Below are 15,043 nucleotides of genomic sequence, written 5' to 3'. Positions count from 1 at the left end.
ACAAGGGGAGTCGGCACGGGGGAACGGCGTGCCGCGTGAAATGGGCGAAGGCGGTGCGTGGGATGTCTGCAGCCGAACGTCCCGTGACCGAGGGCGACGAGCCGGTGCGCGGGCCGGTGGGGCCGAGCGGGCTGCTCGACGTGCTGGGCGTGGCCTCGGTGGTGCTGGACACCGAGGGGCGCATCGTGCTGTGGAGCCCGCAGGCCGAGGAGCTGTTCGGCTATCCGGCGCAGGAAGCGCTGGGCGAGTTCGCCGCCCGGATCATGGTCCACGAGCAGCACCTGGATCTGGTCGTGAAGCTGTTCGCCGACGTCATGGAGACCGGCAAGGGCTGGGCCGGGGCCTTCCCGATCCGGCGCAAGGACGGCAGCACCCGTCTGGTGGAGTTCCGCAACATGCGGCTCCTGGACGACCGGGGGGACGTCTACGCGCTGGGCCTGTGCGCCGACCAGTCGACGGTCCGCCAGGTGGAGCGGGACGTCGCCTTGTCGACCCGGACCATCGCACAGGCTCCGATCGGCCTGGCCGTCCTCGACACCGAACTGCGGTACGTCTCGGCCAACGAGGCGCTGGCCCGGCTCAACGGCATCCCCGCCGAGGACCACATCGGCCACACGCCGCGCGAGCTGCTGCCGGACATCGACGCCGACGCCATCGAGGGGGCGCTGCGTGAGGTACTGCGGACCGGTGAACCGCTCATCAACCAGCGCATCACGGGCCGGACCCCCGCCGACCCGGACCAGGAGCACTTCTGGTCCATCTCGCTCTACCGGCTGGAGGACACGGCGGGGACCGTGCTCGGCGTCGCCGGGATGGCCGTGGACATCACCGAGCAGCATCAGGCCGCCGTCGAGGCCGAGACGGCACGGCGGCGCCTGGCGCTCATCGCCGACGCCTCCGCGCGGATCGGCACCACCCTGGACCTGGACCGCACCGCGCGCGAGCTGGCCGACGTCGCCGTGCCGGAACTCGCCGACGTGGCCGCCGTGGACCTGCTGGAAGCCGTGGTCGAGGGCAGACCCAGCAGCCTCGGGCCCGCGGAATCCGCGGTGATCCGCGCCCTGGCCGTCAAGGCGGAGGACGGCAGGGAAGCTCTCGACGCCGCCGACCAGCCGGGCCAGGTCGCCCGCTACGGACCCGACCGCCTGGTCACCGAGTGCGTGCGCACCGCGAGTCCGGTCATGTTGGCGCACGTCGAGGAGAAGGACCTGCCACGCATCGCCCGCTCCCCCGAGGCCGCCGACCAGCTGGGCCGCGCGGGCGTGCACTCCTATCTGGCGGTTCCGCTGATCGCGCGCGGCGAGGTGCTCGGCGCCCTGGACCTCAAGCGCACCCGCAATCCGCTGCCGTTCAGCGAGGACGACCTGCTGCTCGCCCGTGAACTGGCGTCCCGCGCGGCCGTGCAGATCGACAACGCCCGCTGGTACCAGAACGCCCGCGACACCGCCCTCACCCTGCAGCGCAGCCTGCTGCCCAGCCATCCGCCGGTGACCGGCGGGCTGGAGGTCGCCTCCCGCTACCAGCCCGCGGGCGCCAGCGCCGAGGTCGGCGGCGACTGGTTCGACGTGATCCCGCTGGACGGCGGCAAGACCGCGCTCGTCGTGGGCGACGTGATGGGCAGCGGCATCGACGCCGCCACGACCATGGGCCGGCTGCGCACCGCGACGCACACGCTGGCCTCCCTCGACCTGGAGCCGACCCTGCTCCTGGAACACCTCGACAAGATCACCGAGGGCCTCGACCACTCCATCGCCACCTGCGTCTACGCCGTCCACGACCCGCAGCTGCGGCAGTGCCGGATCGCCAACGCCGGGCATCTGCCGCCCGTCCGCGTACGCCACGGCCACCCCCCGGAACTCCTCGAACTGCCCACCGGGGCACCGCTGGGCGTCGGCGGCGTCGCCTTCTCGACGACGACCGTCGCCCTCGAACCCGGCGACCAGCTGGTGTTCTACACCGACGGCCTCGTCGAGACCCGGCAACACCCGCTCGACGAACGCCTCGACGCGCTCCTCGAACTCCTCGACGACCCCGACCGCCCCCTGGAGGAGTGCTGCGACCTCCTCCTGCGCACCCTGCACCGGCCCGACAACTCCGACGACGTGGCGCTGCTCATCGCGCGCGTGCTGCCGCCGAGTTGACGGCCGCGACACCGACGCCGAGGAGAGGGGCGGGGCGCGGGGCGGGGCGGGCGCCGACGCAACGTACGGCCTCCTATGTGAGCGAGGACGGCGCCTCGTGGACGTGGACCGTCGGCTTGGACACCACCGTCCTTGACGGCGCGGACAAGAGCTCCGGCGGCACCGACCTCAAGAAGGGCGGGGACGTTTTCCTCGTCGGCACGCGGGCCGGCGACGGCACCAGGACGGCCTCCCGTGTGCCGGCGGGCAACTGGGCGGAACGCGAGTGGGCGGAACGGAAAGAGGAGAAGGGCGAGGAGCGGGCGCCGGGCGAGTGGCGGGGCAAGTTGCCCGGGCCCCGCCACTGGCACCGGCATGGTTCCTGCCCCTCGGAAAGCCCTTCGAAGAGCGGGGCGACGACCTGGTCCGGCCCAGCAGGGCGGCTAGTTGAGGCCGACCACGACCGTCGCGTACAGCTCCTCGGAGGCGACCAGACGCGCCGACAACCCACTACGGGTGAAGGTCTCCAGGGCCGTCGGCGCCTGGCGTTCACTCGTCTCGACCAGTACACAGCCGCCGGGTGCCAGCCACCGGGTCGCCTCGGCCGCGACGCGGCGCAGGACGTCCAGCCCGTCCGGACCGCCGTCCAGCGCGACCCGCGGCTCATGGTCACGCGCCTCTGCCGGCAGGAGGCCGACCTCGCCGGTGGGTACGTACGGCACGTTCGCCGCGAGGATGCCGACACGGCCGCGCAGGCTGTCGGGCAGCGCCTCGAAGAGGTCGCCCGCGTGCCCCTGACCGTCGAAGGCGGCCACGTTGCGGCGGGCGCAGCGCACCGCCGCCGGGTCGATGTCGGCGGCGTGCAGCTCGACCTCGCCGAGCGCGACGGCCAGTGCCGCGCCGACCGCGCCCGAGCCGCAGCACAGGTCCACCACGACGGACGCGTCGGGGGCGTGGGCGAGGGCCTGTTCGACCAGGAACTCGGTCCGGCGGCGGGGTACGAAGACGCCGGGCTCGACGGCGATGCGCAGGCCGCGGAACTCGGCCCAGCCGACGACGAGTTCGAGGGGCAGGCCGGTCACGCGCCGGTCCACCATGGCGGCCAGCTCGTGCGGGGTGCGGGCGGCGGCCAGGATCAACCGGGCCTCGTCCTCGGCGAAGACACAGCCGGCGGCACGCAGCGCGGTCACGACGGCGTCGCGTGAGAGCGGCGAGGGGGACGAGGGCGAGGAAGAGGAGAGAGGGGGCATGGAAGCCGAGAGCCTTTCGGAAGCCGAAGGGTGCTCTCGCGGGCGCCTACTGGCGGTGATCCGCGCCGATCCGAGGTGGGAGCACCCGACCTGATACAGCGGAAATGGGTCTCACCTCCTGGGCTCCGCAGGGCCGGGACTGTCCCGACCGAACGGCAACCCTACCCCAACGATCACCGACGCTCCCGCGCATCGACGAAGGTGGACCAGGGCACGTACGGTTGAATGACAAACGTACTGATCACGCTCGACCCACGGGCCGTCGCCCACGGCGGCGACCTGGAGGCACCACCCGTATGAACGTCACGAGAGGCTTCACCGGGCGCCCACGCGTCCCGAACGCCGCACTGCCGCCCGGCCAGTACGACGCGGGCGACGACTGGCCCGTCCTGTCCGCAGAGGTCACCCCCGAGCTGACGCCCGCCGACTGGTCCTTCCGCGTCGACGGCCTGGTCGAGGAACCGCGCAGCTGGAGCTGGGAGCAGGCACATGAACTGCCGGCGTCGGCGTACGAGGGCGACATCCACTGCGTGACGAGCTGGTCGAAGTTCGGGGTCCGGTTCGGTGGGGTCGCGCTGGACGCCTTCCTCGATGTGGTCCGGCTCCATGTGTCCGCCACCCATGCCGTCGCCTATTCGCACACCGGGTACACCACCAACCTGCCGCTCGCCGACCTGACCGGTGGGCGGGCGTGGATCGCCTGGGAGTTCGACGGGGAGCCGCTCGCCCCGGAGCACGGGGGCCCGGCACGGCTGCTGGTGCCGCACCTGTACTTCTGGAAGAGCGCCAAGTGGATCGCGGGCCTGCGGATCCTCGACCACGACGAGCCGGGCTTCTGGGAGCAGAACGGCTACCACGCCCGCGGCAACCCCTGGGAGGAGCAGAGGTACTCCGGTGACTGAGGTGACTGTGACCGAGACGTTCACTCCCCCGACCCGTTTCGCCGTGCCCGGGCGGATCGCCGTCAGCAAACGGGCCGCCGCGGTGTGGCAGACCGCCACGATCACCGAGATCCACCGCGAGACGCCGCACGCCGCCACCTTCCGTCTCGCGGTGCCCGCCTGGGCGGGCCACCTTCCCGGCCAGCACCTGATGCTGCGGCTGACCGCCGAGGACGGCTATGTGGCCCAGCGCCACTACTCGATCGCGTCAGCGCCGGACGACGCCGGGCACATCGAGCTGACTCTGGACCATGTCGAGGGCGGTGAGGTGTCCGGCTGGTTCCACACGGTCGCAAAGCCCGGTGACACGGTGGAGGTGCGCGGCCCGCTCAGCGGCTTCTTCGCCTGGCCCGGGGACCGGCCCGCGCTGTTGGTCGGCGCCGGCTCCGGCGTCGTACCGCTGATGTCGATGGTGCGGCACCACAAGGCGCGGGGCCTGGACGTGCCGCTGCGGCTGCTGGTGTCCGCGCGCAGCCCCGAGGAGCTGATCTACGCGCGGGAGTACGGCGCGGAGACGACGCCCGTGTTCACACGGAGCGCGCCGGAGGGTGTGCGAGTGGGACGTATGGCCGCCGCACATGTGGCGCCACTCCTGGCCGAGCAGCCTCCCGGTGGGTGGGAGGCCTATGTGTGCGGCTCCAACGGATTCGCGGAGCACGCCTCGCGGCTGCTCGTCGCGGCAGGTCAGCCCGTGCACCGCATCCGGATCGAGCGGTTCGGCTGATCGGCGGTCCGGCACCGGCCGCGGGTCGGTCCGGGATCGTCAGGAACGATGTCCGGTGTACGGGGTACCTGGACGCCATGCGATACCCGGTGCGTGGCCGGCGCCTGCGGCACAGTCCGCTGCGACGCCGGTCGGATGTCGTCGAGGCGTGGACGTTACTGGCCGTGGCGGTCCTGCTGCTCGTCGTCGCTCCCCTGGTCGGCGTACTCACGGCCTGGTGGGCCCATGACGACGCCCGGGCCACCGCCCGGGAGCAGCGTTCGGAACGCCGTCACATCCGGGCCGAGGTCGTCGGCAGGACCGCCGACGCGCTCCCCGTGACACAGGACGGACGGCGGCCGTCCGCGAGGACGACGGTCCGCTGGACGGAGCCGGACGGCGGTCCGCGTACGGCCACGGCGCGCGTCCCGGCGGGCACACGCAACGGCGACACGGTCGACGTGTGGCTGGACTCCCGGGGCCGGAGCGTGGCCCCGCCCGCGGACAGCACGGCGGTCTGGCAGCACACCATCATCATCGGCGTCTGTGCGACGGGCGGCGCGGTCGCCGTGATCCTCTCCGGCCACGCGGTCGTACGCCATGCCGCGATGCGTCGTCGCCTGGCCGAATGGGATCAGGAGTGGGCCCGGACGGAGCCGGAGTGGACGGGCCGCCGGGCATGACCGGCACCGACGGTGCTACTCACCCTGCTGCACGCTACTCACCCTGCTGCATACGGCGTGCGATCCGGTCGTGCGCGCGCAGGGCGTCCGCCAGCCCGGTCAAGCGGGGCTCGCCGCGGTCGACCAGGATCCGGCCGGCGACCACCGTGGTCCACGCCCGGGCCGGCCCGCAGCGCAGCCAGGCCTCCACGGGGTCGCTGACCGCGCCGGCGAGCGAGACCGCGTGCAGATCCCAGACGACCAGGTCGGCGCAGGCCCCGGGCCGCAGATGGCCCAGTTCGTCGTCCCGGCCCAGACAGCGTGCCGAGCCGCGGGTGGCGATGTCGAGGGCGTCGCGGGCGGTCATCGCGCCGGGGCCGCCGCGGTAGCGGCCCAGCAGCAGGGCAGCCCTGGTCTCCATCCAGAGGGAGGCGTGGTCCGTGGAGGCGGATCCGTCACAGCCGATGCCGACGGGCAGGCCCAGTTCGCGCATCTCCTTCACGCGCGCGGTGCCGCCGCCGATGAGCATGTTGGAGCTGGGGCAGTGCGCCACGCCGACGCCCGCGTCCGCGAGACGGCGCAGTTCGGCGTCGTCCGGGTAGATGCAGTGCGCGACCCAGCTGCGGTCGCTCATCCACCCCGTCTCCTCGAAGTACTCGACGGGACGGCAGCCGTACGTGTCAAGGCAGTACGTGTCCTCGTCGTGGTCCTCGGCGAGGTGCGTGTGCAGCCGTACGTCGTAGCGCTCGGCGAGTTCGGCGGTCGCGGTCATCAGCGGCTTGGTCACCGAGAACGGCGAGCAGGGCGCGAGCGCGACCCGGACCAGCGCGCCCGGTTCGGGGTCGTGGTATGTCCTGATGAGGCGCTCGCTGTCGGCCAGGACCTCGTCCTCGGTCTGGGTGACGCTCCGCGGAGGCAGTCCACCGTCCTCGACGGAGCGGGTCATCGAGCCGCGGGTGGCGTGGAAGCGGAAGCCGATGTCGCGGGCGGCGCGGATCTCGGCGTCGACGAGGCGCGGGCGGGGATGGACGTAGAGGTGGTCGGACGACGTGGTGCAGCCGCCCATCAGCAGTTCGGCCATGCCGACGTACGCGGACACGTACGCGGCCTCCTCGTCGAGGCCCGCCCAGAGCGGGTAGAGGGTGGTCAGCCAGTCGAACAGCGAGCCGTTCACGGCGGGCGCGTAGGAGCGGGTCAGGTTCTGGTAGATGTGATGGTGCGTGTTGACCAGGCCCGGGGTGACGAGCCGTCCGGCCGCCGAGACGGTCGTGCGGGCCTCGGGTTCGCTCCCGGCGGTACCGACGCCGGTGACCCGACCACCACTGACGGCCAGCCAGCCGCCCTGGATCTCCCGCTCCCCGTCCACGACCAGCAGTTCGGCGTCCCTGACCAGCAGGTCCGCGGCCTGCACCGGAGTATCGACGGCAGACGTCATGGCGCCATCGTAGGCGCTGGGCACGTGAAGATCTGGCGAGTCCTCCGATCATCCACGTACGGTGTGATCATCCGTACTCACTCTTAGCAAAGGCGGTCCTTCATGGCCCTGTTCGACCTTCCGCTCGACGAACTGCGCGAGTACCGCAGCAAGTCCGTCGAACCCGAGGACTTCGACGCGTTCTGGACCAAGACCCTCGATGAGGCCCGTGAGCACCCGCTGGACGCGCGCTTCGAGCCGGTCGACACGGGCCTTTCCACGGTGCAGGTGTACGACGTGACGTTCGCCGGGTTCGGCGGTCACCCGGTGAAGGGCTGGCTGCGGCTGCCCGCCGGGGCCGGCGAACCGCTGCCGCTGGTCGTGGAGTTCATCGGCTACGGCGGGGGGCGCGGCCTGCCGCACGAGAACCTGCTGTGGGCGTCCACGGGTCGGGCGCACTTCATGATGGACACGCGCGGTCAGGGCAGCGCGTGGGGCGCCGGTGGCGGGACGCCGGACCCGGTGGGAGCCGCGCCGGCCTACCCGGGTTTCATGACCCGTGGCATAGACGCGCCCGAGAACTACTACTACCGCCGGGTGTTCACGGACGCGGTCCGTGCCGTGGAGGCCGCCCGCTCACATCCGCTGACCGACGCCTCGCGCACGGTCGCGATCGGTTCGAGCCAGGGCGGCGGCATCACGATCGCGGTCGGCGGCCTGGTGCCGGATCTGACGGCGATCGCGCCGGACGTGCCGTTCCTGTGCGACTACCCGCGCGCGGTGACCACCACGGACCGCCACCCGTACCGCGAGATCGGCCTCTACCTCAAGACGCACCGGGGCCGCACCGAGGACGTCCTGCGCACCCTGTCCTACTTCGACGGCGTCCACTTCGCGGCCCGCGGCCGGTCGCCCGCCCTCTTCTCGGCGGCCCTGGAGGACCAGACCTGCCCGCCCTCCACCGTGTACGCGGCCTTCAACGCCTGGGCCCACGACGAGAAGGCCATCGAGGTGTACGACTTCAACGACCACGAGGGCGGCGGCCCGTTCCACGAGGCAGCCAAGCTGGACTGGCTGCGCTCGCACGCCTGAGAGGCCACGCATGAAGACGCGTGAGGCCGCGGAGCGGTTCGTCCGGGTCTGGCAGCGGGCCTGGGCCGGGCATGACGTGGACGCGCTGCTTGAGCTGTACGCCGAGGACTGCGTCCACCGCTCGATGCCGTTCCGCGCACCGCACCGGGGGCGCGCCGAACTGGCCGCCTATCTGCGCTGGTCGTTCGCCGGCGAGCGGGTGACCGACGTGCGCTTCTCCGCGCCGGTCGTCGCCGCGGACGGTGTGGCCGTGGCCGAGTTCCGGGTCCTCGCCGAGGAGGACGGCGCGCCGGCCACGCTCGCCGGCTGCGTCTTCGTGCGTTTCGACGCCGCAGGGCGGGCCGTCGAGACCCGTGACTACTGGCACACGGTCGAGGGACATCAGGAGCCGGAGGGGGCGCTGTTCTTCGGGTGAGTTCGGCGTGTTCCGCGCCTTCCGCCCTGTCCGACCAGTCGGTACGTTCGGCGACGCCCGGGTCGCGCTGTCGCGGCCCGGGTTTCCGGCGGACGACGAGGGGTGGGCCATGGCGGAGCACGAGGCACAGGTGCACGGGTACTGCGATCCGCGGTTCGCGGCGGTGCGGACGGCGTTCGAGGCGAATTTCCGGGAGCGCGGGGAGCTGGGCGCCGCGGTCGCCGTCACCGTGGCCGGCGAGACCGTCGTGGACCTGTGGGGTGGCTGGGCCGACGCGGCGCACAGCCGCCCCTGGGAGCGCGAGACGCTGGTCAACGTATGGTCCACGTCCAAGGGACCGACGGCGTTGTGTGCGCACATCCTCGCCGACCGGGGACTGATCGACCTCGACGCGCCGGTGGCCGCGTACTGGCCGGAGTTCGCCGCCGCGGGCAAGGAGCAGATCCTCGTACGGCATCTGCTGTCGCACCGGGCCGGTCTGTCCGGGGTGCGGGAGCCGCATTCGCTTCAGCAGCTGTGCGACTGGGAGTTGACGACACAGCGGCTCGCGGCGATGGAGCCGTGGTGGGCGCCGGGGACGCGGTCCGGGTATCACGCGTTCACGTACGGCTTCCTGGTCGGGGAGGTCGTGCGGCGCGTGTCGGGGCTGCTGCCCGGGGCGTTCCTGGAGCGGGAGGTGACCGGGCCGCTCGGGATCGACTTCGCGATCGGGTTGCCGGAGAAGGACTCCGGGCGGGCGGCCGAGCTGGTGCAGCCGCCGGTCGCGACGAGCACTGAACAGGCCGCGATCTTCAGCCAGTTGAGCCCCGCCGCCCTGGCCGCGGTGGCCAACCCCGCCGTGGGGGCGGCTCAGGCGAACTCGCCCGAGTGGCGGGCCGCCGAGATCCCCGCGGCGAACGGGCACGGCACCGCACGGGCGGTCGCCGCGCTGTACGGCATCTTCGCGGGCCGTGGGTCGTACGACGGCCACCGCGTCCTGTCCCCCGAGGCGGCCGAGCGGGTGCGCGAGGGGCAGGGCCGCTGCCGTGATCTGGTGCTCGGAGCCGGGCTCGGGAGGGAGACGGAGGTCGGCCTCGGCCTCTGGCTGAGCGGGCCGAACGGCTCGTACGGGCCCAACCCCCGGGCTTTCGGACATGACGGCTTCGGCGGCTCCTGCGGTCTGGCCGATCCGGAGGCCGGGGTGTCGCTGGGCTATGTGATGAACCGGATGGGGCCTCATATCGCCGACGACCCCCGGAAGATGGCGCTGCTCGACGCCCTCTACAGCGTCCTATGACGACCGGTCCGCACGGGCCGTTTCGGCCGAAGTGACAGACCGCCCTTCCCTGATGGTTTAGACCAATGATTGGATTTGGTGGCGCAACGAACCCGCACGGCTACGACACGTCACCAACAGGAGGCGCGGCATGGCCCGCACCACCCCGCACGACCGCCCGCTCACCGAAGCGCAGCCGCTGTACCGGAGGATCGCCACCCAGCTGGTCGGCGAGCTGCGCGACGGAACCATCCCGCCCGGCGAACGGCTGCTGGGGGAACGGCAGTTGGCGGAGCACTTCGAGGTCAGCAGGGAGACCGTACGGCAGGCGCTGGAGGTGCTGCGCCGCGGCGGACTGGTCGCCACCGACCGGCGGGGCAGCCATGCCACCCTGCCCGGTCCGCCGGTCGAGACCCCGGCGTCCCTCACCTTCCCGGTCGGCGCACTGACCACGAGCCCAGGCGCGGTGGACCGGGCCACGGTCGCCTGGGAGGCTCCCCCGCCGGAGCACGCCGAGGCCCTGGGGCTCGCCCCGCACCGCCCCACCCTGGTGCACCGCTACGAGTCCGCGGGCGCCGACGGACGCGGCCGGCGTACGGCCGTGACGTCCTTCTCCGCGGTGGCACTCGCCGAGGTGGCCGAGCTCGCCCGCTATCGCGACCGCGCCGACGGCACCGGATCGGCCCAACTGCGCCGCGCCTACGACTGGATGCGCAAGGCGGGCCTGAAACCCTGCACCACCGGGACGCCATCACTCGGCCCCCGGGCGCCCCTTCGGTGCGGGTCACCCGGCGCGTGCACGACCAGTACGCCCGCCCTCTGGAGATCACGGACCTCGTCGTGGACGCCCAACAGGACGCCCTGGTCTACGAGTTCACGGTGCCGTCGGCGGGCTGAGCGGGCGTCGAGCCACGACCATCCGCACCCGCGGGCTGCCGTCCCGCCGCCGCCCGAACTCGGACAGAGCCCGCAGTTCCACCTGGAAACCGGCACGGGCGAGCCCGCTCCGCACCTCCCCGAGCCGGAAGGCCCGGTAGTACATGACGAAGGGCGGGCGCCACACGGCGTTGCGCACCCGCATCACCGCGTCGAAGACCACCAGCATCCAGAAGGCGGGGGACGTGGGACGGGCCGGGGCCACGACCGGGAACGCGAAGATCCCGCCGGGCCGCAGCACGGAGTGCACCTGGGCGAACAGGCCCGGCAGCTCACGGGGCAAGAAGTGGCCGAACGCCCCGAAGCTCACCACGAGGTCGAAGGCGGGGGCGAACGGCAGGGCACGGGCGTCCGCGCGGACCCAGGCGACGCGCGTGTCCTCCGCCTTCACCTGCCGCCGGGCGACGTCGAGCATGCCGGCGCTGAAGTCGACGCCGGTGACGCTGCGCCGGCACACCTCGGCCAGCACCTCGACACCCGCGCCCGTCCCGCAGCACAGGTCGAGGCCGTCGTCGTACGGGCCGGTCCGCGCGAGGGCCGACGTGACGGCGGAGAGCACCGAGTCCGGCGTACGGAACGGGGTGTGGTCGAACTTCGGGGCGAGCAGGTCGTATCCGCGCTGGACGGACGACAGCGCCTGGACGGTGAGTTCGCGCAGGGAGGGGCCTTCGGGGCTGAACATCCGCGTCACCTCGCCGCGACGCGCTGCTTCAGAACGGCCAGAACGCGCTCGCACCAGCGCAGGTTCTCCTCCTCGAAGGAGATTCCGCGCAGCAGCGTCAGATACGGCCCGATGTGGTCGGAGTCGCGCAAGTGCTCCTCCTCGCTCCGCCCGTCGAGGAGGCGGCCTCGGACGCGTTCGTAGCGGTCGAGTTTGCCGCGCGCCCACGTCATGCGTTCCTCGATCAGGGCGCGGGCGGCCTCGGGGTCCTCCATGGCCTGGAACTTGATCAGGAGTTCGTCGCGGATGACGGTGGGCCGTCGGGGCGGCTCGGCGGCGAAGGCGCGCAGGTCCTCCCGGCCGGCCGCGGTGAGCGTGAACATCCGCTTGTTCGGCCGCCGTTCCTGCCGCACGAACCGGGCCTCGACCAGGCCGTCCCGCTCCAGGCGTTCCAGCTCCCGGTAGAGCTGCTGCGGGGTCGCCGGCCAGAAGTTGGCGAAGGACACGTCGAAGACCTTGGACAGCTCGTAGCCCGAGGCCTCGCCATCGAGGAGGGCGGCGAGGACGGCGTACTTGAGGGACATGTGGACAGGCTAACAGCAGGTGATTATTGCCATCGGCACTTACACAACCAATTGACTATGAGGGGATCCGATGCGCGCGTTCCGTGAGGCGGTCGAGGCAGGCGACTTCGATGCCGTGGATGCCCTGCTGGCGGAGGACGTCGCCTTCACCAGTCCGGTGTGTTCAAGCCGTACCCGGGCAAGGCGATCACCGCGGCGATCCCGCGCGGTGTGGTGCGGGTCTTCGAGGACTTCCGCCATGTGCGGGAGATCAACGACCCGGGCGGCCGTGATCACGCGCTGGTCTTCACCGCGCGGGTGGGCGACCGGGAGATCACCGGTTGCGACTTCCTCCGGGTGAACGAGGACGGCCTGATCGATGAGTTCATGGTCATGGTCCGTCCGCTGTCGGGCGCGCAGGCGCTGGGCGAGGCGATGGGGGCGCAGTTCGAGCGGATCGCGAAGGAGGCGGAGGCGCGGTCGGTTTGAGGCCCGCGCGAAGGCGCCCAGTGTTGACACGCGGCGGCGGCCCCGCTGCTCGGCGATCCGGCCGCCGAGCAGCGGGCCGCCGAAGCTCGGCGGACAGGCGCTCGCGGCGGATGCGAGCGGCCATCGCGGCCTCCGGTGCCGTACGGGCGCTTACACCCCACCGACGAACGAGGCCGGCCCGCCTCGACACCCCGGTGCCTCATGTCCGGAATTCCTGCCGTCGGACGCGGCCGTTCGCGGTTGGATGTCCTCATGACCACCGACGAGCACGCGCGGATGATGTCGGCGAACCAGGCGAACTGGGACGCCCGCACTCCCGTCCATCTCGCCAGCCGGTTCTACGGCCTCGACCAGGATCTCGATCCCGCCCGCTGGTTCGCCTCCTTCGAGTGGGACGACCTCGGTGAGCTGGCCGGCCGCGATGTGCTCCATCTGCAGTGCCACCTGGGCACCGAGACGATCGCCTTCGCGCAGCGCGGGGCGCGGGCCGTCGGCCTGGACTTCTCCGCGGCGTCGGTGGCCGCCGCGAAGGGCATCGCCGAGAAGGCGGGGCTCGACGTCACGTACGTACGGGCGAATGTGTACGACGTCGTGGAGGCGCTGGGCCGACGGCAGTTCGACGTGGTGTACACGGGCAAGGGCGCCCTGTGCTATCTGCCCGACCTCGACCGCTGGGCGGGCGTCCTGGCCCAACTCCTGCGTCCCGGCGGGCGGTTGTACATCGTCGAGTTCCACCCGCTGCTCAACTCCCTCGGCCCGAAGCCCGGTCCGGGCGAAGGACCCGAGCTGCTGCTGCGCCACGACTACCTGGGCGGCGACCGTGCCGTGCACCGGGACGCGACGCGCACCTACACGGACGGCCCGGCCGTGGAGGGTGCCACCGACAGCTATGAGTGGACGCACGGAATAGGAGAGGTCGTCGGCGCGTTGACCGGAGCGGGACTGACCGTCCGGCGGCTGCGCGAGAGCGAGGAGTTGCCCTGGCAGCGCTGGCCGCAGATGGTGCGCACACCCTCCGGCTGGTGGCGGCTTCCCGAGCCGCGCATTCCCCTGCTCTACGGTTTGCTCGCCACACGCTGAACCACCGTGGTACCGTCCCCTTAGTACCTCTGTACGTCCCGTCGTGGACGCTGGTACTGGTTCTTCTTCAGTTCGCCGGTCGTCGTACCGGCTTCACCTCACCACCTCGTGACCAGTGGTTCTGCCGTATCCGAGGTGCTGTTTCCCGCCGCCCGAAGGCGCTCTGTCCGCCTTCCCGATGTCCGCGGCTCATTCCTTCCCTCCGCATGTCTCCTGCCTTCCGTCCGTGAAAGGACCGACCCTCATGACCACCACACTCGAACACCCCCCAGTCCAGCAGCAGCTCCCGGCCCGGGCCGTCACCGGCGTGCTCGACATCGACGCGAACGGGAAGGGACACCTGCGCGCCGAGGACCTGCTGCCCGCGCCCTCCGACCTTCAGGTCTCCCCCGCTGTGATCCGCCGGTACGGCCTGCGCAAGGGCGACCTCGTCGACGGCGTACACGGCGCCCAGCGCGCATTCACCGAAGTCGCCCGCGTCAACGGGCGGACGCCCGCCAGGAACCGCCGCAGCTTCGGCGAACTGACGCCGCTCCACCCGCGGGAGCGGATCCGTCTCGAACACCCGGCATCCGGGCTGACCGGGCGGGTCGCCGATCTGATCGCGCCCGTGGGCAAGGGTCAGCGCGGGCTGATCGTGGCCCCGCCCAAGACCGGCAAGACCGTGCTGCTCCAGCAGATCGCGGCGGCCGTCGCCGGCAACCACCCCGAGTGCCGGCTGATGGTGGTGCTCCTCGACGAGCGCCCCGAGGAAGTCACCGACATGCGACGTTCGGTGCGGGGCGAGGTGTACGCCTCGACCTTCGACCGGGCGCCCAAGCAGCACATCGCGATGGCCGAACTCGTCATCGAGCGGGCCAAGCGGCTCGTCGAGGCCGGCGAGGACGTCGTCATCCTGTTGGACTCCCTGACCCGGCTGTGCCGGGCGCACAACAACGCGGCCGCGTCCGGCGGCCGCACCCTGAGCGGCGGCGTCGACGCGGCCGCGCTGCAGGGGCCGAAGCGGTTCTTCGGCGCCGCCCGCCTGGCCGAGGAGGGCGGTTCGCTGACCATCCTCGCCACGGCCCTGGTGGAGACCGGCTCCCGGGCCGACGACTTCTACTTCGAGGAGCTCAAGAGCACCGGCAACATGGAGCTGCGCCTCAGCCGCGACCTCGCCTCCCGTCGTGTCTTCCCCGCCGTCGACATCAACCCGTCCGGGACCCGCCGCGAGGAACTCCTCCTGCCCCCGGCCGAGTTGACCACCGTGCGCGGCCTGCGCCGGGCGCTGCAGACCCGGGACGGCCAGGCGAACCTGGAGACCCTCCTGGAGCGCATGCGCGAGACGCCCGACAACGCCACGTTCCTGCGGCGGATCCAGCCGACGCTGCCGGGCGAGTGACGCGTCGCGCAGGCATCGCCCGTCCGGGTGCCGGCGCGCCCCTCCCGGCCCGGGCAGCGCGGTGTACGACGACTGCCTTCC

General features: G+C 72.1%; 13 protein-coding genes and 2 pseudogenes. 11 read left to right on the top strand and 4 right to left on the bottom strand.

Annotated elements, in window-relative coordinates:
* Positions 1 to 62 precede the first annotated feature (62 nt).
* Positions 63 to 2,141 (top strand): SpoIIE family protein phosphatase, encoded by a 2,079-nt coding sequence (locus QQM39_RS43540; RefSeq protein WP_302003092.1) that lies wholly within the window; start codon positions 63 to 65, stop codon positions 2,139 to 2,141.
* A gap of 422 nt (positions 2,142 to 2,563) precedes the next feature.
* On the opposite strand, the gene QQM39_RS43535 is transcribed toward QQM39_RS43540, so the two are convergent.
* The gene (locus QQM39_RS43535; RefSeq protein ID WP_302003091.1) at positions 2,564 to 3,370 is read right to left on the bottom strand and encodes a putative protein N(5)-glutamine methyltransferase; all 807 of its coding nucleotides are present in this window, start codon (positions 3,368 to 3,370) and stop codon (positions 2,564 to 2,566) included.
* A gap of 296 nt (positions 3,371 to 3,666) precedes the next feature.
* Here QQM39_RS43535 and QQM39_RS43530 point away from each other — a divergent pair, with 296 nt between their 5' ends.
* The 3 genes from QQM39_RS43530 to QQM39_RS43520 all read left to right on the top strand — a co-directional run bounded on the left by QQM39_RS43530 (position 3,667) and on the right by QQM39_RS43520 (position 5,697).
* Positions 3,667 to 4,272 carry a sulfite oxidase-like oxidoreductase gene (locus tag QQM39_RS43530; RefSeq protein WP_302003090.1) on the top strand — a complete coding sequence of 202 codons (606 nt, stop codon included), beginning with the start codon at positions 3,667 to 3,669 and terminating at the stop codon, positions 4,270 to 4,272.
* Between the two features lie 7 nt (positions 4,273 to 4,279).
* Entirely contained in the window at positions 4,280 to 5,035 is a 756-nt protein-coding gene (locus QQM39_RS43525) for a ferredoxin reductase (RefSeq protein WP_302003926.1), read from the top strand.
* Between the two features lie 77 nt (positions 5,036 to 5,112).
* Positions 5,113 to 5,697 carry a hypothetical protein gene (locus tag QQM39_RS43520; protein WP_302003089.1) on the top strand — a complete coding sequence of 195 codons (585 nt, stop codon included), beginning with the start codon at positions 5,113 to 5,115 and terminating at the stop codon, positions 5,695 to 5,697.
* A gap of 34 nt (positions 5,698 to 5,731) precedes the next feature.
* Here the strand turns inward: QQM39_RS43520 and QQM39_RS43515 are convergent, their stop codons facing one another.
* Positions 5,732 to 7,111 carry an 8-oxoguanine deaminase gene (locus tag QQM39_RS43515; RefSeq protein WP_302003088.1) on the bottom strand — a complete coding sequence of 460 codons (1,380 nt, stop codon included), beginning with the start codon at positions 7,109 to 7,111 and terminating at the stop codon, positions 5,732 to 5,734.
* A gap of 102 nt (positions 7,112 to 7,213) precedes the next feature.
* Between QQM39_RS43515 and QQM39_RS43510 the strand changes: the two genes are divergently transcribed.
* The 4 genes and pseudogenes from QQM39_RS43510 (at position 7,214) to QQM39_RS43495 (ending at position 10,749) form a co-directional block, all read left to right on the top strand.
* Positions 7,214 to 8,182 carry an acetylxylan esterase gene (locus QQM39_RS43510; protein WP_302003087.1) on the top strand — a complete coding sequence of 323 codons (969 nt, stop codon included), beginning with the start codon at positions 7,214 to 7,216 and terminating at the stop codon, positions 8,180 to 8,182.
* Between the two features lie 10 nt (positions 8,183 to 8,192).
* Positions 8,193 to 8,597 carry a nuclear transport factor 2 family protein gene (locus QQM39_RS43505; RefSeq protein ID WP_302003086.1) on the top strand — a complete coding sequence of 135 codons (405 nt, stop codon included), beginning with the start codon at positions 8,193 to 8,195 and terminating at the stop codon, positions 8,595 to 8,597.
* Between the two features lie 109 nt (positions 8,598 to 8,706).
* Positions 8,707 to 9,873 (top strand): serine hydrolase, encoded by a 1,167-nt coding sequence (locus QQM39_RS43500; protein WP_302003085.1) that lies wholly within the window; start codon positions 8,707 to 8,709, stop codon positions 9,871 to 9,873.
* Positions 9,874 to 10,003: 130 nt separating this feature from the next.
* Positions 10,004 to 10,749, top strand: a pseudogene (locus QQM39_RS43495) (GntR family transcriptional regulator).
* Here QQM39_RS43495 and QQM39_RS43490 read toward each other — a convergent pair.
* Entirely contained in the window at positions 10,727 to 11,470 is a 744-nt protein-coding gene (locus QQM39_RS43490) for a class I SAM-dependent methyltransferase (RefSeq protein WP_302003084.1), read from the bottom strand. The pseudogene QQM39_RS43495 and the gene QQM39_RS43490 sit on opposite strands and share 23 nt — an antisense overlap.
* A gap of 5 nt (positions 11,471 to 11,475) precedes the next feature.
* On the bottom strand, positions 11,476 to 12,033 hold the full coding sequence (locus QQM39_RS43485) for a PadR family transcriptional regulator (protein ID WP_302003083.1): 558 nt from the start codon (positions 12,031 to 12,033) through the stop codon (positions 11,476 to 11,478).
* 70 nt (positions 12,034 to 12,103) lie between these two features.
* Between QQM39_RS43485 and QQM39_RS43480 the strand changes: the two are divergent.
* From QQM39_RS43480 to rho, 3 genes and pseudogenes are all read left to right on the top strand, one after another.
* A pseudogene (locus tag QQM39_RS43480) lies at positions 12,104 to 12,501 on the top strand (nuclear transport factor 2 family protein).
* Between the two features lie 252 nt (positions 12,502 to 12,753).
* Positions 12,754 to 13,581 (top strand): class I SAM-dependent methyltransferase, encoded by an 828-nt coding sequence (locus QQM39_RS43475; RefSeq protein ID WP_302003082.1) that lies wholly within the window; start codon positions 12,754 to 12,756, stop codon positions 13,579 to 13,581.
* A 244-nt stretch (positions 13,582 to 13,825) separates the two neighbouring features.
* Positions 13,826 to 14,962 (top strand): transcription termination factor Rho, encoded by a 1,137-nt coding sequence (gene rho, locus QQM39_RS43470; protein WP_302003081.1) that lies wholly within the window; start codon positions 13,826 to 13,828, stop codon positions 14,960 to 14,962.
* Positions 14,963 to 15,043: the final 81 nt, after the last annotated feature.

Source organism: Streptomyces sp. DT2A-34, assembly GCF_030499515.1.
In the GTDB taxonomy this organism is placed as follows: Bacteria; Actinomycetota; Actinomycetes; order Streptomycetales; family Streptomycetaceae; genus Streptomyces.
Note: the sequence above shows the minus strand (reverse complement) of the source record. Positions and strands in the feature narration are given on the sequence as shown.